This window comes from Acinetobacter psychrotolerans (assembly GCF_048552595.1).
GTDB lineage: Bacteria > Pseudomonadota > Gammaproteobacteria > Pseudomonadales > Moraxellaceae > Acinetobacter.
The window spans coordinates 319756-345075 of the sequence record NZ_JBIMDK010000001.1; the positions used below are offsets into that span (position 1 = coordinate 319756).

21 protein-coding genes, 4 tRNA genes and 1 pseudogene are annotated in these 25320 nt (G+C 37.7%); 17 read left to right on the top strand and 9 right to left on the bottom strand.

What is annotated here, in order from left to right:
* Positions 1 to 17 precede the first annotated feature (17 nt).
* From rpsK to ACG94X_RS01470, 5 genes are all read left to right on the top strand, one after another.
* Complete coding sequence (rpsK, locus tag ACG94X_RS01450; RefSeq protein ID WP_004281491.1) at positions 18 to 404, top strand: 30S ribosomal protein S11; 387 nt, start codon at positions 18 to 20, stop codon at positions 402 to 404.
* Positions 405 to 416: 12 nt separating this feature from the next.
* Positions 417 to 1043 (top strand): 30S ribosomal protein S4, encoded by a 627-nt coding sequence (rpsD, locus tag ACG94X_RS01455; RefSeq protein WP_419381949.1) that lies wholly within the window; start codon positions 417 to 419, stop codon positions 1041 to 1043.
* Between the two features lie 17 nt (positions 1044 to 1060).
* Positions 1061 to 2068, top strand: coding sequence for a DNA-directed RNA polymerase subunit alpha (locus ACG94X_RS01460; protein ID WP_419381950.1), 1008 nt, complete (start codon positions 1061 to 1063; stop codon positions 2066 to 2068).
* Positions 2069 to 2086: 18 nt separating this feature from the next.
* Positions 2087 to 2452: a 50S ribosomal protein L17 gene (gene rplQ / locus ACG94X_RS01465; RefSeq protein ID WP_419381951.1), complete on the top strand. Its 366-nt coding sequence runs from the start codon at positions 2087 to 2089 to the stop codon at positions 2450 to 2452.
* Positions 2453 to 2662: 210 nt separating this feature from the next.
* Entirely contained in the window at positions 2663 to 4153 is a 1491-nt protein-coding gene (locus tag ACG94X_RS01470) for a flavin-containing monooxygenase (RefSeq protein ID WP_419381952.1), read from the top strand.
* A 163-nt stretch (positions 4154 to 4316) separates the two neighbouring features.
* Here the strand turns inward: ACG94X_RS01470 and ACG94X_RS01475 are convergent, their stop codons facing one another.
* Positions 4317 to 5489, bottom strand: coding sequence for an acyl-CoA dehydrogenase family protein (locus ACG94X_RS01475; RefSeq protein WP_419381953.1), 1173 nt, complete (start codon positions 5487 to 5489; stop codon positions 4317 to 4319).
* Between the two features lie 178 nt (positions 5490 to 5667).
* On the opposite strand from ACG94X_RS01475, the gene ACG94X_RS01480 reads away from it, so the two are divergent.
* From ACG94X_RS01480 to ACG94X_RS01500, 5 genes are all read left to right on the top strand, one after another.
* Positions 5668 to 5925, top strand: coding sequence for an FAD assembly factor SdhE (locus ACG94X_RS01480; RefSeq protein WP_419382006.1), 258 nt, complete (start codon positions 5668 to 5670; stop codon positions 5923 to 5925).
* A gap of 112 nt (positions 5926 to 6037) precedes the next feature.
* Complete coding sequence (locus ACG94X_RS01485) at positions 6038 to 6316, top strand: hypothetical protein (RefSeq protein ID WP_419381954.1); 279 nt, start codon at positions 6038 to 6040, stop codon at positions 6314 to 6316.
* 568 nt (positions 6317 to 6884) lie between these two features.
* Positions 6885 to 7976, top strand: a complete 1092-nt coding sequence (locus ACG94X_RS01490) for a hypothetical protein (protein ID WP_419381955.1) — start codon at positions 6885 to 6887, stop codon at positions 7974 to 7976.
* A 69-nt stretch (positions 7977 to 8045) separates the two neighbouring features.
* On the top strand, positions 8046 to 8627 hold the full coding sequence (rrtA, locus tag ACG94X_RS01495) for a rhombosortase (protein WP_419381956.1): 582 nt from the start codon (positions 8046 to 8048) through the stop codon (positions 8625 to 8627).
* A 391-nt stretch (positions 8628 to 9018) separates the two neighbouring features.
* Positions 9019 to 11217: a TRAP transporter large permease subunit gene (locus ACG94X_RS01500; RefSeq protein WP_419381957.1), complete on the top strand. Its 2199-nt coding sequence runs from the start codon at positions 9019 to 9021 to the stop codon at positions 11215 to 11217.
* Between the two features lie 80 nt (positions 11218 to 11297).
* Here ACG94X_RS01500 and ACG94X_RS01505 read toward each other — a convergent pair.
* From ACG94X_RS01505 to rnr, 6 genes and pseudogenes are all read right to left on the bottom strand, one after another.
* Positions 11298 to 11378: pseudogene (locus tag ACG94X_RS01505) on the bottom strand (IS1595 family transposase); the annotation flags it as partial.
* Between the two features lie 156 nt (positions 11379 to 11534).
* On the bottom strand, positions 11535 to 12410 hold the full coding sequence (locus tag ACG94X_RS01510) for a DMT family transporter (RefSeq protein WP_419381958.1): 876 nt from the start codon (positions 12408 to 12410) through the stop codon (positions 11535 to 11537).
* Between the two features lie 179 nt (positions 12411 to 12589).
* Positions 12590 to 13030 carry a hypothetical protein gene (locus tag ACG94X_RS01515; RefSeq protein WP_419381959.1) on the bottom strand — a complete coding sequence of 147 codons (441 nt, stop codon included), beginning with the start codon at positions 13028 to 13030 and terminating at the stop codon, positions 12590 to 12592.
* 12 nt (positions 13031 to 13042) lie between these two features.
* The gene (locus tag ACG94X_RS01520; protein WP_419382007.1) at positions 13043 to 13252 is read right to left on the bottom strand and encodes a YheV family putative zinc ribbon protein; all 210 of its coding nucleotides are present in this window, start codon (positions 13250 to 13252) and stop codon (positions 13043 to 13045) included.
* Between the two features lie 42 nt (positions 13253 to 13294).
* Positions 13295 to 15334, bottom strand: a complete 2040-nt coding sequence (locus ACG94X_RS01525; RefSeq protein ID WP_419381960.1) for a M3 family metallopeptidase — start codon at positions 15332 to 15334, stop codon at positions 13295 to 13297.
* 334 nt (positions 15335 to 15668) lie between these two features.
* Positions 15669 to 18116, bottom strand: a complete 2448-nt coding sequence (gene rnr, locus ACG94X_RS01530; protein ID WP_419381961.1) for a ribonuclease R — start codon at positions 18114 to 18116, stop codon at positions 15669 to 15671.
* Between the two features lie 267 nt (positions 18117 to 18383).
* On the opposite strand from rnr, the gene ACG94X_RS01535 reads away from it, so the two are divergent.
* The 5 genes from ACG94X_RS01535 to ACG94X_RS01555 all read left to right on the top strand — a co-directional run bounded on the left by ACG94X_RS01535 (position 18384) and on the right by ACG94X_RS01555 (position 19883).
* Positions 18384 to 18473: transfer RNA gene (locus tag ACG94X_RS01535), tRNA-Ser, on the top strand.
* A gap of 16 nt (positions 18474 to 18489) precedes the next feature.
* Positions 18490 to 18566 (top strand) — tRNA-Arg (locus ACG94X_RS01540).
* A gap of 50 nt (positions 18567 to 18616) precedes the next feature.
* A tRNA-Arg gene (locus ACG94X_RS01545) sits at positions 18617 to 18693 on the top strand.
* Between the two features lie 298 nt (positions 18694 to 18991).
* On the top strand, positions 18992 to 19189 hold the full coding sequence (locus tag ACG94X_RS01550) for a hypothetical protein (protein ID WP_419381962.1): 198 nt from the start codon (positions 18992 to 18994) through the stop codon (positions 19187 to 19189).
* A gap of 617 nt (positions 19190 to 19806) precedes the next feature.
* Positions 19807 to 19883, top strand: a tRNA-Arg gene (locus tag ACG94X_RS01555).
* A 111-nt stretch (positions 19884 to 19994) separates the two neighbouring features.
* Here the strand turns inward: ACG94X_RS01555 and ACG94X_RS01560 are convergent.
* A complete protein-coding gene (locus ACG94X_RS01560) occupies positions 19995 to 21284 on the bottom strand; it encodes an SRPBCC family protein (RefSeq protein ID WP_419381963.1) in 1290 nt (429 codons plus the stop codon).
* Positions 21285 to 21448: 164 nt separating this feature from the next.
* Between ACG94X_RS01560 and ACG94X_RS01565 the strand changes: the two genes are divergently transcribed.
* On the top strand, positions 21449 to 21949 hold the full coding sequence (locus tag ACG94X_RS01565; protein WP_419381964.1) for a YcxB family protein: 501 nt from the start codon (positions 21449 to 21451) through the stop codon (positions 21947 to 21949).
* 54 nt (positions 21950 to 22003) lie between these two features.
* The gene (locus tag ACG94X_RS01570; RefSeq protein ID WP_419381965.1) at positions 22004 to 22642 is read left to right on the top strand and encodes a fumarylacetoacetate hydrolase family protein; all 639 of its coding nucleotides are present in this window, start codon (positions 22004 to 22006) and stop codon (positions 22640 to 22642) included.
* A gap of 51 nt (positions 22643 to 22693) precedes the next feature.
* On the opposite strand, the gene ACG94X_RS01575 is transcribed toward ACG94X_RS01570, so the two are convergent.
* Positions 22694 to 24883: a TonB-dependent siderophore receptor gene (locus ACG94X_RS01575; protein WP_419381966.1), complete on the bottom strand. Its 2190-nt coding sequence runs from the start codon at positions 24881 to 24883 to the stop codon at positions 22694 to 22696.
* Between the last annotated feature and the right edge of the window lie 437 nt (positions 24884 to 25320).

The following is a 25320-nucleotide window of genomic DNA, read 5'->3' on the forward strand; positions in this document are numbered from 1 at the left end:
TTTCTGGAAGCTAAAAGATGGCTAAAGATACTCGCGCACGCAAGAAGGTCACTCGTACCGTCTCTGAAGGTGTTGCACACATTCACGCTTCTTTTAATAACACCATTGTGACTATTACCGATCGTCAAGGTAATGCACTGGCTTGGGCTACCTCTGGTGGACAAGGCTTCCGTGGATCACGTAAATCAACTCCGTTTGCTGCTCAGGTAGCTGCTGAAGTTGCTGGTAAAGCTGCTTTAGATTACGGTTTGAAAAACTTGGACGTCCTTGTAAAAGGTCCTGGTCCTGGTCGTGAGTCTGCGGTCCGTGCATTAGGTGCAGTGGGTTATAAAATTAACAGCATTACCGATGTGACGCCAATCCCGCACAACGGTTGCCGTCCACCTAAAAAACGTCGCGTGTAAGGAGAAACATTCATGGCTCGTTATATTGGTCCAAAATGCAAACTCTCTCGCCGCGAAGGGACAGACCTGCAACTTAAATCAGGCGTTAAACCGTTTGAAGTTAAGACAAAAAAACATGCGAAAGCTCCTGGCCAACATGGTGGAGCTCGTGGTAGCAAACAATCTGAGTATTCTCTACAATTACGTGAAAAACAAAAAGTACGTCGTATGTACGGTGTGTTAGAGCGTCAATTTAGTAATTACTATAAAGAAGCTGCTCGTGTTAAAGGCGCAACAGGTGAAAACTTGTTGAAATTGCTAGAAAGCCGTCTCGATAACGTTGTTTATCGTATGGGTTTTGGTTCTACACGTGCAGAAGCTCGTCAGCTTGTATCTCATCGTTCAATCACTTTAAATGGTCGTCGCGTAAACATTGCGTCTATCCAAGTTAAAGCGGGCGACGTGATCGCAGTTCACGAAGGTGCTAAACAACAATTACGTATTAAAAGCGCAATTGAATTAGCTGCTCAACGTGGTACTTCACCTTGGATTGATGTAGATCATTCAAAACTTGAAGGTACATTTAAAGCTGCACCAGATCGTTCTGATTTACCTGCTGAAATCAACGAAAGCTTGATTGTAGAATTGTATTCTAAATAATCCTTGAGGTAGCAATAATGACGCGTACTGCAAACGAGTTTCTTACTCCGCAAGCGATTAAAGTCGAAGCGGCAAGCGGGACCTCGGCAAAAGTGATTCTTGAACCGTTAGAGCGTGGCTTTGGTCATACTCTTGGTAATGCTTTACGCCGTATCCTTTTATCTTCTTTACCTGGCGCTGCTGTGGTTGAAGTTGAGATAGAAGGTGTCGAGCATGAGTACAGTACTTTAGAAGGCTTGCAGCAGGACATCGTCGAGCTCTTGCTGAACCTAAAAGGATTGTCTATTAAGCTGTTCGATCAAAACGAAGCATATTTGACATTGGAAAAACAAGGTCCTGGCGACATTACTGCCGCTGATCTTCGTTTACCGCATAATGTTGAAGTGGTTAATACTGAACATTTGATTGGTACTTTAAGTGCTTCAGGCTCAATTAAAATGCGCCTGAAAGTTTGTCAAGGCCGTGGTTATGAAACATCTGACTCACGTTTCCCAGAAGGCGAAACTCGCCCAGTGGGTCGTTTACAGTTAGATGCTTCTTATAGCCCGATCAAACGTGTGTCTTACACAGTTGAAAATGCTCGTGTAGAACAACGTACTGACCTTGATAAGCTCGTCATTGATCTTGAGACTAATGGAACTGTAGATCCAGAAGAAGCAATCCGCAAAGCGGCAACAATCTTGCAACAACAAATTGCAATTTTTGTTGATCTTCAGAAAGATCAAGCTCCAGTGGCTCAAGAACCTCGTGAGGAAGTTGATCCAATCTTGCTTCGTCCAGTAGATGATCTAGAGCTTACTGTTCGTTCTGCTAACTGTTTGAAAGCAGAAAATATTTACTACATTGGTGATCTTGTACAGCGCACTGAGGTGGAGTTACTTAAAACTCCTAACCTTGGTAAAAAATCGCTTACTGAGATCAAAGATGTTCTGGCTTCAAAAGGCTTACAACTCGGCATGCGTTTAGAAAACTGGCCACCAGCTAGTTTACGTATGGACGATCGTTTTGCCTATCGTAGCCGTTAATTAAGTAGGACTATCACCATGCGTCATCGTAATAGTGGTGTGAAATTAGGCCGTACAAGCAGTCATCGTAAAGCGATGTTCCAAAACATGGCTAATTCTTTGTTTGAGCATGAGTTGATTAAAACAACTGTGCCTAAAGCTAAAGAGTTACGTCGTGTAGCTGAGCCTTTAATCACTTTAGCTAAAAGCGATACTGTAGCAAACCGTCGTTTGGCGTTTGCTCGTACTCGTTCAGCAGCAACAGTTGGTAAATTATTTACCGTTCTTGGCCCTCGTTACAAAGAACGTAACGGCGGTTATCTACGTGTTCTTAAAGCTGGTTTCCGTGCAGGTGATGCTGCGCCGATGGCTTATGTAGAACTTGTGGATCGTGAAGTAAACTAATTACTCGCGTCACAGAACAATCGGTTGTTCGAAAAAGGTCGGTATTTTACCGACCTTTTTTTATGCTTAAGTATTGATAATTGTCAGACAAAACTTTAAATTTGTCCTGAACTGACATGAAATTTGTCGGAAAAATACAAACTTGACATTGCGTATTGTCAAATTTGTGATTTAATAAAAATGTATTCTTAAATAGGTCATAAAAAGAACATGGAAAAGCAAATTGATATCCTTATTGTAGGTGCTGGTATTTCTGGTATTGGTGTGGCAGCTCACCTTTCTAAAAATTCACCACAGCGCTCATTTGAAATTATTGAACGTCGTGAAAGCTTTGGTGGGACGTGGGACTTGTTTAAGTATCCTGGTATTCGTTCTGATTCTGATATGTCGACTTTTGGTTTTAATTTTAAACCATGGCAGAGTTCAAAAGTTTTGGCAGATGGTGCTTCGATTAAAGGTTATGTTGCTGAAGTTTTAGAAGAATTTAAGTTAAAAGAAAAAATTCGTTTTAATCATCGTGTACGTACTGCTAATTATGATTCTTCTATTAAAAAATGGATTGTAGAAGTTGAGGATTCTAGTGGTAAATTAAATACTTGGCAGGCTAATTTTGTCGTAGGTTGTACGGGTTATTATAATTATGACCAAGGTTATCAACCTGATTTTCCAAATAAAGAAGCATTTAAAGGGCAGTTTATCAATCCTCAATTTTGGCCTGAAAACCTAGATTACACGGGGAAAAAAGTCTTAATTATTGGTAGTGGTGCAACAGCAATTACCTTAGTACCTGCAATGGTGAAGGGTGGGGCTGGTCATGTAACTATGTTGCAACGCTCTCCAACTTATATTGCAACTGTGCCTTCTGTTGATTTTGTTTATGAAAAAATGCGTAAAATTTTGCCAGAAGATGTGGCTTATAAATTAACACGTGCAAGAAATATTGGCATGCAACGTGGTATTTATGCATTAGCACAAAAACAGCCTAATATTCTGCGTAAACTGTTATTAAAATCTATCGAAATACAATTGAAGGGTAAAGTAGATTTAAAGCACTTTACACCAAGCTATAACCCATGGGATCAGCGTTTATGTGTTGTTCCAGATGGTGATTTATTTAAAATTTTACGTACTGGTAAAGCAAGTGTTGAAACAGATCATATTGAAAAAATCACTGAAACAGGTGTTCAATTAAAATCTGGTAAACACTTGGATGCCGATATCATTGTTTCTGCGACAGGTCTAGAAATTCAAATTCTGGGTGGCATTAAAGCGACGATTGATGGTAAGCCAATGAACACTTCTCAGCATATGCTTTATAAAGGCGTCATGGTGAGTGATGTACCTAATATGGCAATGATCATTGGCTATATCAATGCATCTTGGACGTTAAAAGTTGATATCGCTGCAGAATATATTAGTCGTCTTGTGAATTATATGGATCAGAAAGGCTTTGATGAAGTGATTCCACAAGGTGATGCTACAGAGTTACTTGAAGATACTGTGATGGGTAGTCTAAGTTCAGGTTATATTGCACGTGCTGCAGACGTTATGCCTAAACAAGGTAAACATGCGCCATGGAAAGTGACCAATAACTATTTGGCAGATCGTAAAGAGCTTAAAAATGCTAAATTTGATGATAGCGTCTTGAAGTTTCATAAACGTGAAGCCCAAACTGAAAAAAAGCCTAAACTGGTGTCTTAATAAATTAAGAACCCAGTACTAAACTGAAAGGAGCGTAAGCTCCTTTTTTATTACAAAAATATTAATGAAAATCAATCAATAGTAATAATTGCCGATTACTAGACTACAAAAAAATGAGGTAAAGAAAAAGGAGCATTTGCTCCCTGATCTTATTGTTTAAAAATTATAAAGAACGTGCAATTAATTCTTTCATAATTTCATTGGTTCCTGCATAAATACGATTCGCACGGTTATCGATATAAGCACGTGCAATTGGATACTCGAGCATGTAGCCATAACCACCATGTAATTGTAGGCATTCATCTACAACCTCGGAGAACATATCTGACATCTTATATTTTGCTGCTGCAGCTGCTTCGATACCTAAAGTACCTTCGAGTTGCAATTCCATACAGCGGTCTAAATAAGCACGGCTGAAATCGATCTCTGAACGCATTTCAGCAAGTTTAAAGCGTGTGTTTTGGAAAGCACCAATTGGCTTACCAAATGCTTTACGATCTTTTGTATATTGGACAGTGTGAGCAAAGGCAGCTTCTGAACCGGCTTGGCAAATGATTGCAACTAACATACGCTCCCAAGCCAATTCTTTCATTAGCATGATAAAGCCCATTCCTTCCATACCGAGTAAGTTTTCTTTTGGGACACGTACATCTTCGAAGAACAATTCGCAAGTATCTTGACCTTTCATGCCAATCTTATTCAAAGGTTTGCCTTTGCTAAAACCAGCACGATTCGCTTCTACAATAATTAAAGATAAGTTGGCAGAACCTTTATCTGTACTTCCTGTTTTACAGACTACAATTGCCATATCACACAAATAACCATTGGTGATAAAGATCTTAGAACCATTGATGATATATTCATCACCCTCTAAAACGGCAGTTGTTCTTACGCCTTGTAAGTCTGAACCTGTACCTGGTTCTGTCATTGCAATAGCAGTAACCACCTCGCCAGAAACCATTTTTGGAATCCAGTGTTTCTTTTGTTCTTCATTACCAAAGTTGTTGACATAGTTTGCAACAATATCTGAATGTAAAGAAAAACCTGTTGAAGAATCCATAGCATATGCTTGTTCTTCAATTAAAATCATACTGTAGAGGCGATCTACACCATAACCACCATATTCTTCAGGCATGGTTGCACAAAGTAGCCCCATTTCACCTGCTTTATTCCATAAATCACGATCGACATGTTGTTGTTCTTCATATTTAGCAATATTTGGAACGACTTCTTTTTCATAAAATTTACGTACAGTTTCTCTGAATGCTTCATGCTCAGCATTAAATAATTTACGCGGCAACATATTTGCCAAAGGGCGGACAGAAGCTGATTGCATTTTTATAATATCCAAAGGAGTTTAGTGGGTTGAAATTATGTGAATTATAATTTTGTCGCAATGAGATGAATGCTCAAATCTATTTTGAAAATGATGAATTTGGTCATTTCAACGTTTTTAGCAAGAATTTATGAAAGAATCAGGTAAACTATCTGGCAATTCATCATCGGGGAATATCATGTCTGAAGAAATGACTTTAGAAGAGCGCAAAGTGATTTATCGTGCACGTCGTGGTTTGAAAGAGATTGATGTGTATTTTGACCCTTATGTAAAACAATACTATTTACACGCAGATCAACAAGAAAGAGATTTGTTTAAAGAGTTGGTTGATCAAGAAGATCCAGATTTATTGGATTGGTTTATGGAAGTGTCAGAGCCACCACGCCCTGAACTGCGAGATTTAATTAACAAACTCAAAAAATATGTCCATGGCTAATTCTCAGATACATCAATGTTATTTGTTAAAACCCAGTCGTTTCGCACTGGGTTTTCAGATTTCATGCTTGATAATTATTCTACTATTCATATATTTAAGCTTAAGTATTTGGATGTGGATGGTCTGTATTGTCGCTGCTTTGATCAGTCTAAAATTGTTTAACATGCAGCCTAAAGCAGATCAAATTGAGCAATTAGAATATGACATTTGGTCAATTCGATATTCTTCTAGTCGTGAGATACAGCAAGTCAAAATAATACAATTTATTGATCATTATTTTTATATTGCGGTTCATTTTGAGAATAAAAAAATAAAGCCTTCAATCATTTGGCAAGATCAAGTCTCTAAAAATCAATGGAAATCTTTAAAAAATCGCTGTAAGTTTGGGTGATTGTCTTACAAATTAAATTATTAATCAGTTATTAAAAATTATAAAAATAAGTAACTTAGAGCATTTTTAATCAATTCATTTTTTCTTTGTCTGACTAGATTCATTGAAAATGCCAAATTAACAAATTGTCAGACAATTATCTACAGAAAGTTGAACTCGATCATGTAAATTAAAACTACCAAAAGCAACTGAGGAATTTCCAAATGGGTGAAATTCATACGTTTTGGTTTCTAATCATCGCAATTGTTTTTGCGATTACAATAGGAAGATTAGGAACTGTGCTGAAGGAACAGATTGAGAAAGCGAGTAATACGAAGCTGAAACGACTCAAAACTAAAAAGCTCTCCTGAGAGTTTTACCATTTAACAAGTAGCATGTGCCGAACCGTCGCAATGCTACTTTTTTTTGCCCAAAATTTTTATAAATACAATCTAAGGTCAATTGAATATTCTTAACTTTATGGCACATTGTTCAGATAAAATTAGAGCTATTACTCTTTTATTCAGAGATTGCATCTGATATTGTTGGTTAAAAAGGACATAAACACAATTATATAGAGGACAGGAATATGTCTAAGGTCCACAAGTTTGGTCAATTGATGCTGACCGTTGTTGTTGCTTCATCTGTATTGTCAGGCTGTTCATATGTTGTTAAATCAGGTGCGAATGTCGCATTGCAATTTAGTGAAAAATATATCGTTCCCCCTATTTTAAGTGGTGGCGATGCTGATATGGCTTGTAGTACGGGTAATGCTTTAACACCAGCCATTCTGGCTACTAAAGATATGGGGGCAGATCCAACACGTATGGCTGTTCTTTTATATTCAGCAGCGGGTATGTGTGCGGAAAATCGTGCACTAGATGCTGAGTTAAGATATTTACGTGCTTCCAAAGACGGTAAAGTAACAGAAGCCCAAGATGCTCGTGTAGAACAAAAACGTTGGGCGGCATTAGCTGCATCACGTCAATATGCAGGTTACCAACTCTTTGCTGAACGCTGGCAAGCAAAATACAAATATACTTTAGGTGATTCTTGTCCTGCTATGCGTAAGGATTTAGATCAAACTGTATATTTAATTGGTATGCTCAGTGGTTTACAAGCGATGACAAATGACATCAACTCTGGCGGTGCGGTGAATGTGCCTAAAGATATTGCTGCAATTGTTGAGCGTGGTATGGCATGTTTAGATAATACTAAGTACTGGGGTGCACCAAATGCAACTCGTGCTGTTATTTGGACATTGTTGCCAGGTGCAGGTGATGGTAAGCCAGATCCAACGCAGACATTGCAAGAATCGATGAAAATTGCAGAGCAAAAAGGTGTACGTTTAGCGTTTGCAATGAATGCTGTTGCTGCTCAAGCTAGTGGTGATGATGTGAAGCTGAGAGATGCCTTAAAAGCTTACGCAGCATCTCGTACAGATGAAAAGCCAATTAATCCTGAGTTTAGATTGTTTGATGCTATGGCGGGTCAAATGGTTCAAGGGGTTGCGGATCGCTATTGGACTGAACATACCGGTGTTCGTGCAGGTGACGATGGCATGACGGTATTCTGGGATGACCAAGGTACAACAGGTGATGATGAGTTATTTAGTGATCTTCCGCCACCAGCTGAAGACGTTGGCGAACCTGCGGTAGATAGTACAGCGCCAAGTAACTAATGTCATTCAATTAAGTATTTAAGTACAATGAAAAGAAGAGCAATTGCTCTTCTTTTTTTATGGTGAATAATGGAAAAATTAAAACTCAATGACAGCATGCAATTTGTAATGGTCTGCGCCATTTTTTTTGCAGCTCTTCAATTTTTTCAGCAACAGTTTATTTATCGGCATGATATTTTTTTTACACAACCTTGGCGATGGTGGACAGGGCACTGGGTGCATGTAGGTTGGATTCATTATTTATTAAATGTACTGGTATTTGCTTGCTTACCTTTTTTATTTCCCAATATTAAAAAAATAAGTTTAATTATTTTGCTTCTCTTATTGCCACCATTATTAAGCTTCAGTTTTTATTTAATTTATCCGCATATTTTTGCTTATGCAGGGCTGTCAGGTATTTTGCATGGGCTATTTATATTCTGTGCCATTGTGAGTTTGAAAAATAAAACTGATCGTCATTTTTCAGCACTGATTATTGTGATTGTTCTCGCTAAAATCATCTGGGAATATTACTTTGGATCGTTGCAAACGGCTCAGCTTATTGGCAGTCCAGTGCTCACACAAGCACATTTATTGGGTGTGATTTTTGGCGGATTACTCGCAGTTTTTATCCTTATATTTCAGTTACAAGTAGTACAAAAAAACGAATGATCAAGTGTATTTGTATTAAAAAACAATCAATAAAAATGGAATTAATTTATCGAAAAATATCTAAAATTTGAATTATCATCAACTTTTTCACAATTAGCTGTGATTGAATCACCATTTTTGTTGATTCTTTCAAAATTCAAGGTATTTTAGAGAGATAGAATTAGACATATCGTTGTTTGACAACGAATTAGATGATAATACCGTGGATGAGTTGGTAAAAATTCCATCAAATAAATTAATCTGAGCCATGTCTTTCTAAAAAAAATTACGGCAAATTGAAGTTGTAATGATAGGAGTGGGTATTGGTAACGGAATTTACCTATAACCAAAAAATATAAGATGGGCTATGCAAGTGATTGTATGGTCGCGATGTATAAAAACTGGAATAACAATGCAAGAACCTGTAAATAAAAGATCGGGATTAGGTCTACTCAGTTATCTCTGGAATGAGTGGTTCTCAACCTTTTCCATACTAATTCTCCTTTTGCTGACTTTAATTATCGGCACTGGGGATATGATTCATGGGCAGATGCTCCGTTTTGGTGAAAAACTTTACGGAAACGAATCAGTAGGAATGCAGTATTCCTATTTAAGAGCAGAACCAAGCAAGCCTTCATGTGATCGAAATGCGAATATTGATTCACTTGTTAAAGATAAAATGCAACAAGAAGCAAAAGACCCAGATGTTGCTTTCTTTGGGGTTACACCTGAGGCAGATATACGACAGTCTTTTACTGCGGCTCAACAAGAATGTAATGGAAAATTTACGTTCTATGATAAATCCATGAAATATATGGAAGATCATTCTACCATTCGTGCTTACCGCACCATGGAGACTGGATTCTTCTGGATTTTAAAATGGGGAACTGAGAACCGCGTTCTTATTCTTATTTTAATGGTTGTTATTGCTGCAATTTCAGCTTCTTTGAAAATGCATCATATTGGTTTACGTCCAGCAAGAACTAAACTTGATTTCCGTGTGTATTCTGTTGCCATGATTCTAGGTAATGGATTATTAAGCTATTCGGTTATTAGCCAATATCGTTCAGTATTGAATTCAGGTGTAATTTCGACATTTGAAACGCTTGCTGTTTATTGGTTATGGATGATTCTGTTTATCTCACTGACCGTGATCAGTCTATACCAATTGTTTCGAACACCTGCCAATGCTGAAGAAGGCGGTAAATTTGGACTTGCGCTATTAAGTATTCCTCTCTATGCCTTTATGGCGATTGTGACGGGTATTGCGTTTACCTTCTTTATGGATTATCCAATGGGTCAAGGGATCTACCTTGGACTTTTGGTTGAATTCTCTGGGATTTTCCTCAACTTAGCGTTGTTTATTTGGGCTGGTATGTTACTGACTCAAACGCGTGTGATGGATTTGTTCTTAGCGATTCTTCGTCCATGGAATTTAGCACCTGAAACATTAACATGGATCATTTTGATTGGTGCGGCAATTCCAACAGCTTATACAGGTGCTTCAGGTATCTTCGTTGTGGCTGCGGGTGCAATCATTTATCGGGAAGTGTGGAATTCTGGTGCACGCCGTCAATACGCACTTGCAGTGTCTGCAATGTCAGGCTCGTTGGGTGTGGTATTGCGTCCTTGTTTGCTTGTTATTCTGATTTCAATGCTCGATAGCCGTCATGTTACTTCTGATGAGTTATTTGATCATGGTATTTACGTATTCTGGTTAACTGCATTTATTTTCCTTGGTGTGTCATTATTCCTGGCTGAAGATAAATTCCGTATCAATTCTCCAAAAGTTGCAGTGCCTGGCATGTTACGTGCCTTTATTCCAGTGCTTCCATATATTGCAATCGTTGGAGCTGTGATTGGGTTCTATAAGTATGGTTTAGATACACAAATGGATGAGTTTACAGCACCTGTAATTCTTCCAATCATGCTGCTCGTATTTATCTTGTTTGATAAAATGTTTGGTGACAGGTTACCTGTTCCAGAAAATCCAAATAAAGCACTTACTTTAGAGCATGAGAAAAAATCTGAATTTCTACGTGAACACGGTGCTACAGCTGAACATGAGCGTGGTTTCCGTAAATCTATTTGGTTTGCGACTTCGGAAAGTGTTGGGCATATTGGTGCTTTAATTATCCTGATGGCACTGTCTGCAAGTGTTGGTGGTTTAATCGAGCGGAGTGAAATCGTAACTATGGTACCAACTCACCTTGGTAGCATTATGATTACTCTTGGCTTTATGGCGCTATTACTTGCTTTAATTGGTATGACAACAGACCCATTTGGTGCAGTAATTTTGGTTGCAGCAACGGTTGCTCCAGTTGCCTTTGCCAATGGCATACATCCAATTCATTTCTGGATGATTGTATTGGTTGCTTTCGAATTTGGTTATGTAACTCCACCAGTGGCATTGAATCATTTACTGACGCGAATGTCCGTCGGAGATGCCGAAGTCGCCGCCGCGGATGCCGAAGCAAAAGCCCAATACACGAACTTTTATTATCGATATGAGCGTTGGATATTACCAATCGTGGTATTACTCTCTGCGCTGTTGATCGTGACTTATGTACCATACCTATTCAATATGTTTGATTGGTATCCGAATAAGTAAGATCAGTCTCTAAGAAAGCACCTTCGGGTGCTTTTTTGTGCGTGATGATTTGTGTGGTGGTGATAAATTTAAAGAGAGCCTCATCGGAATAGTTTAAGTAAATTGAGGTATAGATTTTTCATTCGATGATTAAATCGGTATTCAGTTGCTTTAAAATGGAGAGAATTAGATAGATGAATTGAAGCTGAAATCCATCAAAAATAACTTCTATTTTAAATATTTATGCTTATAAGGCTATGATTGAAAATAGGGTGAGTATGTGAATATTGTCATACGATATTTTGTATTAAAAACATGATATGGCAAGATATTAGATTTTAAGTATTTAACTTTTTCTGCAAAAAAGGGCTGCATAGAATAATCGCTAATACAATAAAGCCGAAACCGATCAAACTAGAGAGATCAGGCGTTTCGCCCCATAATAAAAAGCCCCAAGTTCCTGCAAAAATAATCGCAATATAATTCACAGGACCGATTTGTCCTGCGGGTGCGAGTTTGTAGGCATAGGACATAAAGATCTGGCTGATATTTGCTAAAAGTCCTGCACCAATTAAGAATGAAAGTTCTTTTAATGTATAGGGGCGGATCATCCAAAACATTGGGATCGCAGAGAGCATTGCGCCAATTAAGCAGAAGTAAAACACGATCCGTTCAGGAGGTTCTGTGCTGGTTAACGCTCGAACCGTGACAAAAGCCATTGCTGCCAAAAAACTTGCACTTAAACCAATTGCCGAGATTTTATTGAACATACCGCTATCTGGTTTTGCAACGCAAATGACACCAATGAGACCAAGAGCTGCTGCAATCAGCATTGTTGTAGTGACTTGTTCTTTGAGAAATAACCAAGCAATTAAAGGAATAAAAATTGGAGATGAGTACGTAAATACCATGGCATTAGAGAGTTTTAAATGTGCAATCGCATAGAAAAAACCATACATTGCAGTTAAGCCGACAATGGCACGCCATGAGTGCATCCACAGTTTTTCAGTTTTAAAATAACCAATACCTTTAGAGAAAATAAGCGGAATAAAGATCAGGACTCCAACCACATTTCTAAAAAACACAACGGTGTAATTATCTACAGTATAAGAAGCGTAGCGGATGAAAACCCCCATAATTGAAAATAGGAAAGCTGAACAGGTCAGCAAAACTATTGCCAAAACAATATTATGATTGCTTGAGTTAATTTTCATAAAATAAAACGATCTATGCACTCAATGTGAGTGTAGCAATAATGAAACATAAAAACCTTTGAATAAAGGCATCCTGAAATAATTATTCTTTAGATTATGTCAATAAAAAAAGCTTTAACCTCAGGTTAAAGCTTTAATGATATTACTTATCAAATGTAGAAATAAATATTTAGTTCAGTCTAAGCTTTTGCTTGAGCTGCCAATTGCTGTTCAAGTAATTTGACTTGTTCTTCTTTTAATTTCAGTAGTTGATCTGCATCTGCATGTTGCGATTTTAAATTCTGCTGTTGTTCATCCAGTTGCTTTTGAATATCGTCTAATTTAGCCACTTCTTCTTTGGCTAAGCTTGAATTTTCAGGCACACTGTCTTTTAAAATAGATTCCTTCACCAATTCGACATTGGCTGCTTGTGAAGTTGCTATTTGTTCTACGGGTTGTGCAGCAGATGGTGTAGCGACTAGAGGTTGCTCTGGTGCAGCTGGTTTGATCTGAGTATTGGTCTGTTGATCATTAGACGAACCACTGAAAGCGAAAAATAGCGCAATCAAAACAGCAATAACAACCAATCCACCGGTAATGATCCATAATAATTTTGAATTATTTCTTTGATCTATATGCATTTTACAGTCCAGTTATTTTAAAGAACGAGGCTTGAATTGAATCACCCCAATTTCATCTGGTATGGCAGGTTCTTCAGGCGCATCTACATGCGTAGGACGATTTTCAGAATAACCACACTCAATGCATTCAATCCATTCAGCATCGTCTTGAGTGAGCATAACAATACGATCCATCGCTTCACATTTTGGACATTTTGCACCAGCAATGAAACGACGTTTGATATTCATACACCCACCATACTTTAAACAAATTTGGGCATTAGTTTAAGCGTTTTTTGAGCTATTCGTCCAACCCTGATGACGTAATAATGCATCTATTTTTGGCTCACGCCCACGGAAATTGATAAATGCATCAAGTGCTGTGTCTTTTCCGCCAACTGCAAGGATTGCCTTACGAAATTCTTGTCCAGTCTGGGTATTAAAAACACCTTCATTTTCAAATCGGTCAAAAGCATCACTGGCTAAAACTTCAGCCCATTTATAAGAATAATAACCGGCAGCATAGCCACCTGCAAAAATATGGCTAAATCCATTTTGGAAGCGGTTATAAGGCGCTGTGGCTAAAACTGCATATTTTTGGCGAATATCATCTAAAGTTGCTTGGATTTGATCGGCATTTAACGCAGGAGTTTGTTTGTGAATGTTTAAGTCAAATAGAGAAAATTCGATTTGACGTAAAGTTTGCATACCCGATTGGAAGAAGCGTGCATTTAATAATGCTTTCAATAAATCATTTGGAAGCGATGCTTCTGTTTCAATGTGTTGGCTAATTAAAGCCAAGCTTTCGGTATCCCACGTCCAGAACTCCATAAATTGACTTGGTAACTCGACCGCATCCCAAGCTACGCCGTGTGTTCCTGCCACTGCAATATTATCTACTTCTGTTAGCATGTGATGTAAGCCATGACCAAATTCATGGAATAGTGTAATCACTTCATCATGAGTTAAAAGGGCAGCTTGATCGCCTACTGGTGGTGTAAAGTTACCGACCATGTAGCAAATTGGTTTTTGTAAACCTGAATCTGTTTGCATGCGTGAACGGAAACCACTCATCCATGCACCGCCACGTTTTCCGCTACGTGCATACAAGTCAAAGTAAAAACCACCAATCACATTGCCTTGATCTTCAAGTTCATAATAATGTGCATCGCTATGCCATAACGGTGCTTCACGTTCAATCACGTTAATGCCATACAAGCGATTCACGACATTAAATAGACCTTGAATGACTTTTGGCGCAGGGAAGTACGGCTTTAAATCTTCCTGAGAAAGATTGAATTGTTGAACTTTTAATTTTTCAGAATAATAAGTGCTATCCCACGGTTTTAGCTCATCTATACCATCTTGTTTGGCAATGGCTTTAAGTTCCTCAATTTCTTTAAGTGCAGGTGTACGTGCATGTTCAGCAAGATCGACAAGAAACTTATCAACTGTGGCAACATCGGGTGCCATTTTTGAAGCCAGTGAATATTCTGCATAATTGTCAAAACCTAATAGCTTTGCCATTTCCTGACGCAGACTGAGGATTTCAACCATCACGGGTGCATTGTCAAACTGTGTATCAATCGCTTGGTCAGAGGCACGAGTTACATAAGCATGATAGACTTCTTCACGTAATGCACGGTCTTCTGCATACGTCATAATTGCGAGATAAGATGGAATATCTAAAGTTGCAACAGGTTGATCTAATTCACGTTGTTGACCATATTGTTTGAGTAACTCAACACTGCCTTGTGGTAAACCTTTCAGCTGATCTTGGGTTAAAGGTTTGCTATAGGCTTGAGTGGAATCTAAAACATGATTGGAAAAGTCAGAAGACAGTTGCGACAAGCGAGCAGAAATTTCTGCATAGCGTTTTTTCGCCTCACCTTCTAAAGCAACACCTGAAAGTTTGAAATCACGTAAAGCCAGTTTAATGGCACTTTGTTGCGCTGCTGGTAAATCAGTAAAAATCACATTGTCATAAACATATTGATAGGTTTGGAATAATGGAACGTGTTGTCCAATCTGCGTGTAGTATTCGCTTAGACTCGGTAGTAGTGATTGATAGACTTCACGTGTTTCGGCATTGTTCATGACTGCATTGAGGTGTGATAAAACACCCCAAGATTCGCCCATATTATTTTCAAGTGAATCTACATTTTCAATAACAGCCAGTTGTTGCTGAATACTTTCAGGAGCTTGGATCAGTTCATTTAAAAAGTTTTGCCCTGTTTGAATGGCTTTTTCAATATTTTGTTTGAGTTGATCTAAAGTGATTTGATCGAATTGCGGTACTGGCAAAGTTGCCTTTTCTAATGTCATGTGGTGTAAGCCAAATAATTTGCGAAGTTATAGATAGATGTAGGGCTTTTGGTCAGGGAAATCAAGGTCTGGTAATAAATTTAACCATTCCAAATTTGATTCAATCTGCTGAGTATGGATCTTGTACGCAAAAGGATAGGGATATTACTTCTAAAATAATTTGAATGTTGCGTGGAAATTTTCAAAATTCTGAGCAAAATTTTAAATCTGATAAAGATTTGAATGATTAAATTGAACGGTTAAGGAAATATTCAAATTTAAATATGGAGTTTTAAGTTTCTGAATAGCAATAAAAAGAGAGAGCCGAAGCTCTCTCATTCAAATGATCTAAAAGTTACTCATCCTTAGCCTTAGCATTGGACTTTTTCTTTTTTACCTTTTCTTTTTTCTTCACTTTATCTTTAACCTTTGTTGCAGACTTTGTTGAAGTATTTTTTCGAGGCTTTTTACTGTCAGAACTGGGGTGCCCTTTGGCTTTTTTCTTTCGATTGGGACGTTCCCCATCTTCACTCGGGTTTGAAGACTCTAACTTAGATTTGGCCTTTGCAGGACGATCAGCAAAAACTTCTTCTTTTGCCACAGTTTTTGCAACACGAGGTGCACGGCTACGAATCGGACGACCGCCATGGCTCAGTTGTTGGATCAACTCAAAGTCGATTTTACGATCTTCAATATTGACGCCCGCAACTTTGATTCTAATTTCATCACCTAGACCGAAAGACTGACCACGGTTCTGACCAACTAAGTTTTGACTTGCTTGATCAAAGACAAAATAGTCATCACCCAATTGGCTGACATGAATCATGCCATCTACATACAAGTCTTTTAGCGTGACAAATAAACCAAATTCGGCAGTTGCACTGACCACACCCACAAATTCTTCACCAATATGCTGCTGCATATAGTGACATTTTAGCCATGAGGTCACAGAACGAGATGCTTCATCGGCACGACGTTCAGTAATAGAGAAGTGCTCACCTGCAGCATCTAGCGCAGCACCAGACAATGGATACTGTTTTGTGGTCAAACTGGCTTTAATGGCACGATGTAACAACAAGTCAGGATAACGACGAATTGGCGAAGTGAAGTGCGTATAAGCTTCATACGCCAAGCCAAAGTGACCGAGATTTTTCGCACCATAATAAGCTTGCATCATTGAACGTAACAACACCGCATGAATACTTGGAGCATCAATACGGTCTTTGGTCGCTTCAATTACAGCTTGATAATCTGCTTGAGTCGGTTGTTCAGGGAATTTCAAACCCAGTAATTTGACAAAATCACGGACTTTTTGAATACGGGAAAATTCAGGCGCTTCGTGTACACGGTACAACATTGGCACTTCATTTTTTAAGCAATATTCTGCTGCTGCGACATTGGCAAGCAACATACATTCTTCAATAAGTTTGTGTGCAACATTACGTGTGCGAGGTAAAATTTCTTTAATTCCACCCAACTCATCAAAAGTCATATATGTTTCAACAGTTTCGAACTCCATAGCATGACGTTCAGCACGTAAGCCTTTTAAAGTTTCATACAATTGATACAGCGTATTCAATGATTTGTGTACATCACGATTTTCTGGAACAGCAGTTGTGTCACCATCCAAATATTGTGCAACTTGGGTATAAGTTAAACGTGCTTTTGAATGCATGACTGATGGATAAAATTCAACTTTCGTCACTTTACCTGCACGGCTTAAATTCAAATCACAGACCATACATAAACGGTCAAGGTTTGGATTTAAAGAACACAAGCCATTTGAAAGTGCTTCAGGTAACATTGGTAAAACATAATGTGGGAAATATACAGAAGTCCCACGCTCCTGTGCTTCATTATCTAGTGGTTTACCCAAACGAACATAATGACTTACATCTGCAATTGCCACGACCACACGATAACCACCGCCTGCACGTTTTTCTGCAAATACAGCATCATCAAAGTCACGTGCATCTTCACCATCAATTGTCACTAATGGCAAATCACGTAAATCGACACGACCTTCACGGTCTTTCGCAGTTGGTTCTTTAAAGCTTTCTGCTTCTTTTACCACTTCATCTGGAAATTCGTATGGCAAGCCATATTCCAAAATCGTTTGTGGAATAATGATTTCAGTATCGGCTTTATCTGCCATTGACTGAATAATATGTCCAGTTGCCAATTCATCACGTGTTGGATAATCATCAATTTCTACACGTAATGCATCACCGACTTTGGCTTTGGCATGTTCAATCAATTCTTTTTCTAAGGTAATTGGTTGGTGTGCATTTGGATTGGCAGGTTGAACAAAGTATTCACCTTCAAATTCTGCAACTTTACCAATAAGCTGTTTTACACGACGCTGAGTAATCTCAGTAATATAGCCCCAAGCTTTACCTTTACGGTCTACAGAGGTTTGTTGAACTTTTACACGGTCGCCGTGAAAGACTTGGCGTAGCTCTCGCTCGGGTAATAAAAATTCGTCTTTTTTACCATCTAAGCTTGCAACACCTAAACCTTTAGAGTTGACATAAACTGTTGCATCTAAAGAAGGTTGATCTGCCATGAGCTGATATTTAAAACCGTCTTTCATGAGCTGACCATCACGAACCATCGCACTTAAACGGTGGCTTAGCGCTTCTATACTTTTTTGATCAACTATTTCAAACTGTTCCACTAAGTCCGTGTGTGACAGTGGTACTTTTTTTTGCTCAATGATTTCTAAGATGAGTGTACGACTTGGGATAGGATTGTCGTAACGTTCAGCTTCAGCTTTGGCTTCAGGATCGACCCAATTTTTCATGATGTATTTGGTTTCTAGTCAGAAGATAGGATTAGCATAAGACATACAGTGAAATACTGCACGTAATTGATTGCAATATTGTGTTTTAAAATTAGTTTTTAAAGAAATTATTTAACTTTTGCATGGTTTTGATCTTTTTGTAGCATAAAAAAACAACAAAATAATGGAAATCGTATAAAAAGTAATTAATTGATCAAAAAACTCGGTTTTTTTTAGGCTGATGGCTTGCCGAATGGGGTTTAAGTTTGTATTATGGCGGCTCGTTACGGTGAGATGGGTGAGTGGCTGAAACCACATCCCTGCTAAGGATGCATACGGGTAACTGTATCGAGGGTTCGAATCCCTCTCTCACCGCCAACGATTTACTTATGTCGCGCTCATAGCTCAGCTGGATAGAGCACTTGGCTACGAACTAAGGGGTCGGGAGTTCGAATCTCTCTGAGCGCACCAATTAAGTAAATCTAAAAGTAACGAAGTCAATTTATTGACATACAAGTATTGCGCTCATAGCTCAGCTGGATAGAGCACTTGGCTACGAACTAAGGGGTCGGGAGTTCGAATCTCTCTGAGCGCACCAACTTGCACTCATCGCAAGATGTAAAATTGGAAGAAGCCGCTTAATTGCGGTTTTTTTGTGTCTGAAATTTAAGGTGCTGTAAAAAAATAATTTAGAACAATATGATGTTCTATTTTCACCTTTTATCTTTTTTAAATTGTGAGTCGAAGAATATAGCAAAATCATTATTCTTGAATTAAAAGAATATTTTTCTAAATTTCTATACGTCTATTCTTGTCGCATTGCCACTTTCAATATCACTATTAATAAACTAAAAACTTTAATATAAGCCTAAGAATAGAAGCTCAGAAATAAGGATATGAAAAAATATACAGACGGTTATTACATTTATGAACATGCTGATTTTATTTGTCATTTCAACTTACAACAGTGTGATGGTTGTAATCGGACGCTGACAGGTTTTGTTTACGAACTGCAAATTCAAAGTCTGGAAAATGAAGCTGTGATTTTTTGTGCTGAATGTATGGAGCAACTAGAATGTGTAAGTGCTGAATAACATGGCATTTTATGGCAATTTCAAACCTAATCATTAAGCCAAGGTTATATAGGTTACTACGCACAGATTGGTTAGATGCAAGATTATAAAACTTAAACTGATTTTCCTGAGAATTGGATTTACCTTTGTGGTTTTATTAATAAATAAGTAGCATACCTTTGATTAGGCAAAATAAGGTCAATGCTACTGAAAATATGGTAATTTACACATAGCATATAAGCGTTCATCACAACTCACTTCAAAATTTTGATGTTCAGGGTAGTATTTCCAATAAAAAGTTTAGTTTCAGTTTTAAATGATTTAACGAAATATGGGGAATCTTGTGTGGAAAGGCTGATCTCTTTCCAGTCGGATTTGGTCAGAGTTGTATATTCTGATAAAGCTAAAAAAGTCATGTAATTTATACTGCAAATAAATATCAAAGGGAGGAGTAATCCACCAAGAATATTTTAAAAGGTGTTGTTTGGTTCTGCATTGATCGAGTGGTTGCTTATTTCGTTCGAATTAGCAACAGTATATCTAGTTGGTGATTAATTCATAAACATTCAATTCTTAAAAGCGTATAAAACACTTAACAAAAACGTGAAAAGGCGTATAATGCGTCCCATCAAGACGTCGCGCTCATAGCTCAGCTGGATAGAGCACTTGGCTACGAACTAAGGGGTCGGGAGTTCGAATCTCTCTGAGCGCACCAACTTTTTGATATCGAAAGATATAAAATTGAAAGAAACCGCTTAATTGCGGTTTTTTTGTGTCTGAAATAATAAAATTATTCAATATTTAGGTATTGTTGCCTATATTCAATCTATTTGATTTTTTGTGCAAAAAGGGCATTTATACCTACAGCAGGCAGCATTTCATGATAAGGCAAACTACGTGCGACTCTGAGTAAAAATGGTGCTTTTTCATCAATTTTTACTGTTGTGGTCATTTTTAATAAAGTGTCATTACCCTGCGGTAAAAACTGAATTTGTCCTTTTAAGTAACGTAAATCGCCGCCGTTGGCATAGAAGTTATTTTCAGTAGGTTTGGGATAACTGAAATGCATTTTAAAATCAAAAGGAATACTGATCACACCTAAGCCAACACTGACTTTAAATTCTGTATCTTGCCCTTGAGTATTAACGGGCATGGTTTTTATATTCTTAATTTGTTTCGGTAAGATTTCTTTATAGGATGTGGGTTGTATCCATTTCTGCATTTGCTGTGGTGCTGCATTGAAATATTGATAACTGGTGCTAAAGCGTAAAACTTCACGCCCATGGGTATAAGGCACAGTTGCAGGATTGAGCACAAAACTTACAGGTTGCTGTGAATTGGCACTGACCTGAACAATTTTATTGATTTGCGCTGTATTTAATTGTGGACTGGGTAATTGCCCTGCATTCAATGCAATTGTTTTTTTAGCAACATATTTATTTTTTAATGCTTCCATAATAAAAGCACTTGAACCGCTTGGAATGGCTAATTTAACCTCTGGAAAAGCATTTAATATTTTTTTGAGTAAAAAACCTTGTGGCTGATTTAAATCTCCCCATTGTGTCAGGGTAATTAAAGTTTTGTTCTCTCCAAGACGGAACCATTCGAATTTTCCTGCACCATAAGGAATTGGCCCTTCAATGATGATAGTCGAGATACTGTTGTGTCCAATTTGATGTTGCATCACCACATCTTCATTAAAATTTAAAACAGGAATAGGCGTTGGAATAGCAATCCGATATTTGAATTGGCTGATATTTCCAGATTGTTCTAAAATTTTTGCAGATTTTAATGTGGGAAAAAGTCCGACATATTGGTTGTAATTGGTTAATGTTTTAGCCACTTCTTGGCTACTCACGGGCACAACAATAGCGGCTGTGGAAAATTGAGCAATAGGTTGTGGATTGTTTTTTAAAGTTGGTAATGTGGTTTTTAGCGCAGGATGTGCATAAATCAGAATATTATCTTGTGCAATCGCCGCAACTTGTTGGGCGTTATTATCAAAAGGTTTGATTCCACTGGGAATATTATCTGACCAAGTCACTAATTTTGCAAAACTTAACGAACTTATACTACTGATTAAAACAAGACAAATTTGGGGGAGTAAACGGTTCATTATAATCCTTTATTTTTATTACTTTGATTCTTTTGAATCATTTTTAAAATGATGACACATATTAAAAAATATGTGTTCTGTAAAGCTAGGTGAAAATCCTCATTTAAGCAAACAATCTAGTGTAATATCTTGGTATCGTGAATAGGAATTGTGTTGAAGCAACTATGTCAGACAGCAAACCTGCATTATCTGCGCGTTATTACCTCAATTTAGAAGAATCACAAGATGGTTTTAAACTCGCAACTTTTGGTAAAAAACAAATTAGCCGATTTTTAACACCGTTGGTGAGTGTCGGGATTATCCTTTGGGGATTTTATCTGGGGATTAATGGTGTTGGCAAATACTATATCAGCTTAGGTTTATTTTTCCTTATTTTGCAAGCACTGATGCGTTATTGGTTTTTACCAATGATGTTTAAACGTCAATTCGTAAAATATCAATTTGGCAAAAGTGAACAGGGTATTGAATTATTTCAAGATTACCTAGCATTGTTCAGTAGCGGTCGTCCAAAACAAGTTTTTCATTATGCAGATGTGCAAAAGTTTGTAGAAGGAAAACTCACCTATATGATCGAATTAAAAAATCGTACAGTTGTGATCGTCCCGAAACGTGCATTTGAAAGTCCTACTGATCAAGCGATTTTTATTAATACTTTTAAAAAGTAAATCAGTAGTATCAGCCAAAAAGTTTTTAATAGTCATGAATAAGAAGGGAAAAATATGAGTGCGCGTCCATCTAAAATTATCTGTGTTGGTCGCAGCTATGCTGCACATATTGCCGAATTAGGGAATGCGACACCAGATCGCCCCGTCTTATTTATTAAGCCACCAAGCAGTCTGATTTCATTGCAAGAGGGTATTTCTTGGAATGAAAGTTGGGGCAATTGCCACCATGAATGTGAACTAACTTTACGAATAGACAAACCATTAAAAGCTGAAACCAATCCTGAAAAAGCACTTGAAGCCATTGGTGCTGTGACTTTAGGTTTGGATTTAACTTTGCGTGATCTGCAAGATGACTTAAAGAAAAAAGGTCAGCCTTGGGAACGTGCTAAAGCATTTGATGGTTCGTGCGTACTGGCAGATTGGGTCGATATTAGTGAAGTAAAAGCTTGGGATTCTGTGACTTTTGAATTTGCTGTGAATGATCAAGTTCGCCAAAAAGGTGATACCTCTTTATTAATTTTTGATATTGGTTATTTACTTGCAGATATTAGCCAAGTGTTCTCTTTAGAACCAGGTGATGTAGTGATGACTGGAACGCCAGCAGGTGTTGCAGCATTGGCTTCGGGTGATCAATTGAGCATGACTTTAAATGGTCAAAGCCAAGATTTTGTTTGGAAAACTTTTGTGAAGTAATCACTGAGCTTGATAAAAAGGCAGCTTCAATTTTGAGCTGCCTTTTTTTATTTAAAATTTTGCTCTTAATGTTAATTTTGCATTGCGAGGTTCACCGTAACGATTGGTGGTTTCAGAGATATATGAATAATATTTTTCATCAAAGATATTATTCATATTCAAAGCAATTGTCACCTGATCACTCAGTGGATAACTCGCCATTAAATTAACTAAAGCATATCCCTCTTGAGTTGCAGGCTTGACCCCATAACGCCCAACTTTCCATTCACTTTGATAATTCACTCCACCACCAATAGTCAGTTGATTGGGCAGTTTGTAGCTCGCAAATAATCGTGCAATATGCTCAGGTGTGGTTTCATTAAATACACGACCTTGGTTTTTAGGATCTTTTTTATATTCAGTTGTATTGTAGGTATAGCCTGCGATTAAATTTAAATTAGGCAAGATTTCACCTCTGAGTTCAGTCTCTATACCTTCACTGATCACCTTGCCTGAAGCCGTTTTGCAGTAGCTATTCGCACCATTTTCAGGGCATTGGTTGAGTGTTGAAAGATCATCAATACTGCGATTAATCTGGTTGGTTCTAAATGTAGCGAGTGAAGCGATCACTTGATCATCATTAAATCCACCCTTGATTCCCAGCTCGTAAACATTGCCTTGGATTGGATCAAGTAAGTTTCCATTTTTATCTTTAACATTTTGTACTACAAAACTATCTGTATAACTAGCATACGCCGTGACTACGTCATTGATATCGTAAGTTAGACCAAAATATGGTGTTAGAACATTGCTCTTTTTATATTGAGTATCTCTTGCTGTTTTTCTTAAACCATCGACATTGCTGGTATATTTTGAAGAATATTCATAATTACTTTGACGGATGCCTGCAATCACATTCAACGGATCTAATATATTCCATCTAGACGTAATATATAGCCCTGATTGTTTTGACTCTACATCCGATATTCCTCCATCTAAGCTATAGCGAGATTCACCCGATGGCAATTGAAAAGGTTTGTATGTCCATAAGTCTACTAGATATGGATTGTTGGGTTTGCCCTGAGCACTGTTCCATAATGAGCCATCAGCCAGCATATTATCAAAGCTAGTCCATTGCCCAGGTAGTTTACTATGCTGATAATTTGCACCAACCACCAATTCATGTTCACGACCAAATAAACTTAATTTCCCTTTGGTAAATAAATCGAAAGCATTGATATCTTGTTGATAGCGGTAAGCATATTTATTTACAGTTGCCTGAGGATGATCTTGTGTGGTATTTGCTGCAAGCGCTAAACTAGTAAAACGCATATCCATATCAATATTGGCATTGATATAAGCCGCTTTCATCATCCAATTTTCATTAAATTCATGGGTTAAATCGATAAAAGCTTGTGAATTTTTTTTGTCCCAAAAGTCACGATAATCGCATCCACAGTTTTCACGGTCTAATGCTAAATCTGAACCATCTGAAAAACGGGGTAATCCCCCAACAGGTACAGCATGTTCTTTTTGTTGAGAAAAACCGAGATTTAATAACGTTGATGGTGTGAGGTCCGCACTAATAATTCCGTAGAGTAAGTTTGTATCTCGCGTGACGGCTTTCATCCATGAGTCACTATCTTGATAGGCTGCGACGAATCTCCCACGAACCGAACCTTGCTGGTTCAATGGTCCTGAAAGGTCGACTTCTCCACGTAGTGTATTCCATGAACCGTAGCTTACACTGCCATTTGCTTGAAAATGTTCTGTAGGTTTCTTACGAATAAGATTGATTGCACCTGAAGGTTCACCAGAGCCTTGCATTAGACCTGAAGCACCACGTAGAACCTCTATACTTTCAATCATCGCCATATCAGGTTTAGATGCAGCGACATTAGACGCATTTAATGCAATACCATCGAATTGTAAAAGGTTGGAATTCCAGCCATCGCCTAAATTAAATCCTCGGATAGAAAAGTTTGTTCGTTCAGAGTTATCACCAGTTAAAACGATGCCTGTTGTATTGGTTAAGGCTTCACCTAAGTTATTGAAGCCCATATCTTCAATCTGTTTTCGGCTAATAGTCGTCACGGATTGTGGTGTTTTTTTCACATCAATATTCAGTTTTGTTGCAGTACTACTTTTCGTTTTGATATAGCCTTTATCGTCAGTTTGTTTTGCTTGAACTGCAATAGTTGGTAGTTGATTTATCGTTGTAGAACTTTCAATAGAGGCATTACTTTCAGCTGCGAAAGCCATTTGTGAAAGTATGCTTGTTATGGATATACACAGTATATTTTTAAATAGAAGAGGTGTTTTTTGAACTTGGATTTGCATAATCATTGCTCGTTTTTAATTGAGAATGATTATTGTTATTACTGGTGTAAAATCAAGATTTATTTTTAAAAACGATGAATAAATGAAATAGTATTGATAGATTGAATAATAGGAACTGATCCTAAATTTTATAAATAACGGTTGTGAAAAACGTAGTTGTCGTTTTATAAATACATTATTTATGAATAGATATAAGGGCTTAATTCAAAAATTATTTTAAAAATTGATTAGACTAGATTTTCAGCTAAGCTTTAACCATATAGATAAACGCAGAAGTATGATCCACTTTGATAACCTATCTATTCGTCCAACTCAGCTAGATAAGTTGGACGAATAAGGTCATTTGCAATTTATTTTCA

Excerpts from the sequence above, each read along its gene's own strand:
- rpsK (WP_004281491.1), top strand. The coding sequence starts at position 18 with ATGGCTAAAGATACTCGCGCACGCAAGAAGGTCACTCGTACCGTCTCT.
- rpsD (WP_419381949.1), top strand. The coding sequence starts at position 417 with ATGGCTCGTTATATTGGTCCAAAATGCAAACTCTCTCGCCGCGAAGGG.
- ACG94X_RS01460 (WP_419381950.1), top strand. The coding sequence starts at position 1,061 with ATGACGCGTACTGCAAACGAGTTTCTTACTCCGCAAGCGATTAAAGTC.
- rplQ (WP_419381951.1), top strand. The coding sequence starts at position 2,087 with ATGCGTCATCGTAATAGTGGTGTGAAATTAGGCCGTACAAGCAGTCAT.
- ACG94X_RS01470 (WP_419381952.1), top strand. The coding sequence starts at position 2,663 with ATGGAAAAGCAAATTGATATCCTTATTGTAGGTGCTGGTATTTCTGGT.
- ACG94X_RS01475 (WP_419381953.1), bottom strand. The coding sequence starts at position 5,489 with ATGCAATCAGCTTCTGTCCGCCCTTTGGCAAATATGTTGCCGCGTAAA.
- ACG94X_RS01480 (WP_419382006.1), top strand. The coding sequence starts at position 5,668 with ATGTCTGAAGAAATGACTTTAGAAGAGCGCAAAGTGATTTATCGTGCA.
- ACG94X_RS01485 (WP_419381954.1), top strand. The coding sequence starts at position 6,038 with ATGTGGATGGTCTGTATTGTCGCTGCTTTGATCAGTCTAAAATTGTTT.
- ACG94X_RS01490 (WP_419381955.1), top strand. The coding sequence starts at position 6,885 with ATGTCTAAGGTCCACAAGTTTGGTCAATTGATGCTGACCGTTGTTGTT.
- rrtA (WP_419381956.1), top strand. The coding sequence starts at position 8,046 with ATGGAAAAATTAAAACTCAATGACAGCATGCAATTTGTAATGGTCTGC.
- ACG94X_RS01500 (WP_419381957.1), top strand. The coding sequence starts at position 9,019 with ATGCAAGAACCTGTAAATAAAAGATCGGGATTAGGTCTACTCAGTTAT.
- ACG94X_RS01510 (WP_419381958.1), bottom strand. The coding sequence starts at position 12,410 with ATGAAAATTAACTCAAGCAATCATAATATTGTTTTGGCAATAGTTTTG.
- ACG94X_RS01515 (WP_419381959.1), bottom strand. The coding sequence starts at position 13,030 with ATGCATATAGATCAAAGAAATAATTCAAAATTATTATGGATCATTACC.
- ACG94X_RS01525 (WP_419381960.1), bottom strand. The coding sequence starts at position 15,334 with ATGACATTAGAAAAGGCAACTTTGCCAGTACCGCAATTCGATCAAATC.
- rnr (WP_419381961.1), bottom strand. The coding sequence starts at position 18,116 with ATGAAAAATTGGGTCGATCCTGAAGCCAAAGCTGAAGCTGAACGTTAC.
- ACG94X_RS01550 (WP_419381962.1), top strand. The coding sequence starts at position 18,992 with ATGAAAAAATATACAGACGGTTATTACATTTATGAACATGCTGATTTT.
- ACG94X_RS01560 (WP_419381963.1), bottom strand. The coding sequence starts at position 21,284 with ATGAACCGTTTACTCCCCCAAATTTGTCTTGTTTTAATCAGTAGTATA.
- ACG94X_RS01565 (WP_419381964.1), top strand. The coding sequence starts at position 21,449 with ATGTCAGACAGCAAACCTGCATTATCTGCGCGTTATTACCTCAATTTA.
- ACG94X_RS01570 (WP_419381965.1), top strand. The coding sequence starts at position 22,004 with ATGAGTGCGCGTCCATCTAAAATTATCTGTGTTGGTCGCAGCTATGCT.
- ACG94X_RS01575 (WP_419381966.1), bottom strand. The coding sequence starts at position 24,883 with ATGGCTTTCGCAGCTGAAAGTAATGCCTCTATTGAAAGTTCTACAACG.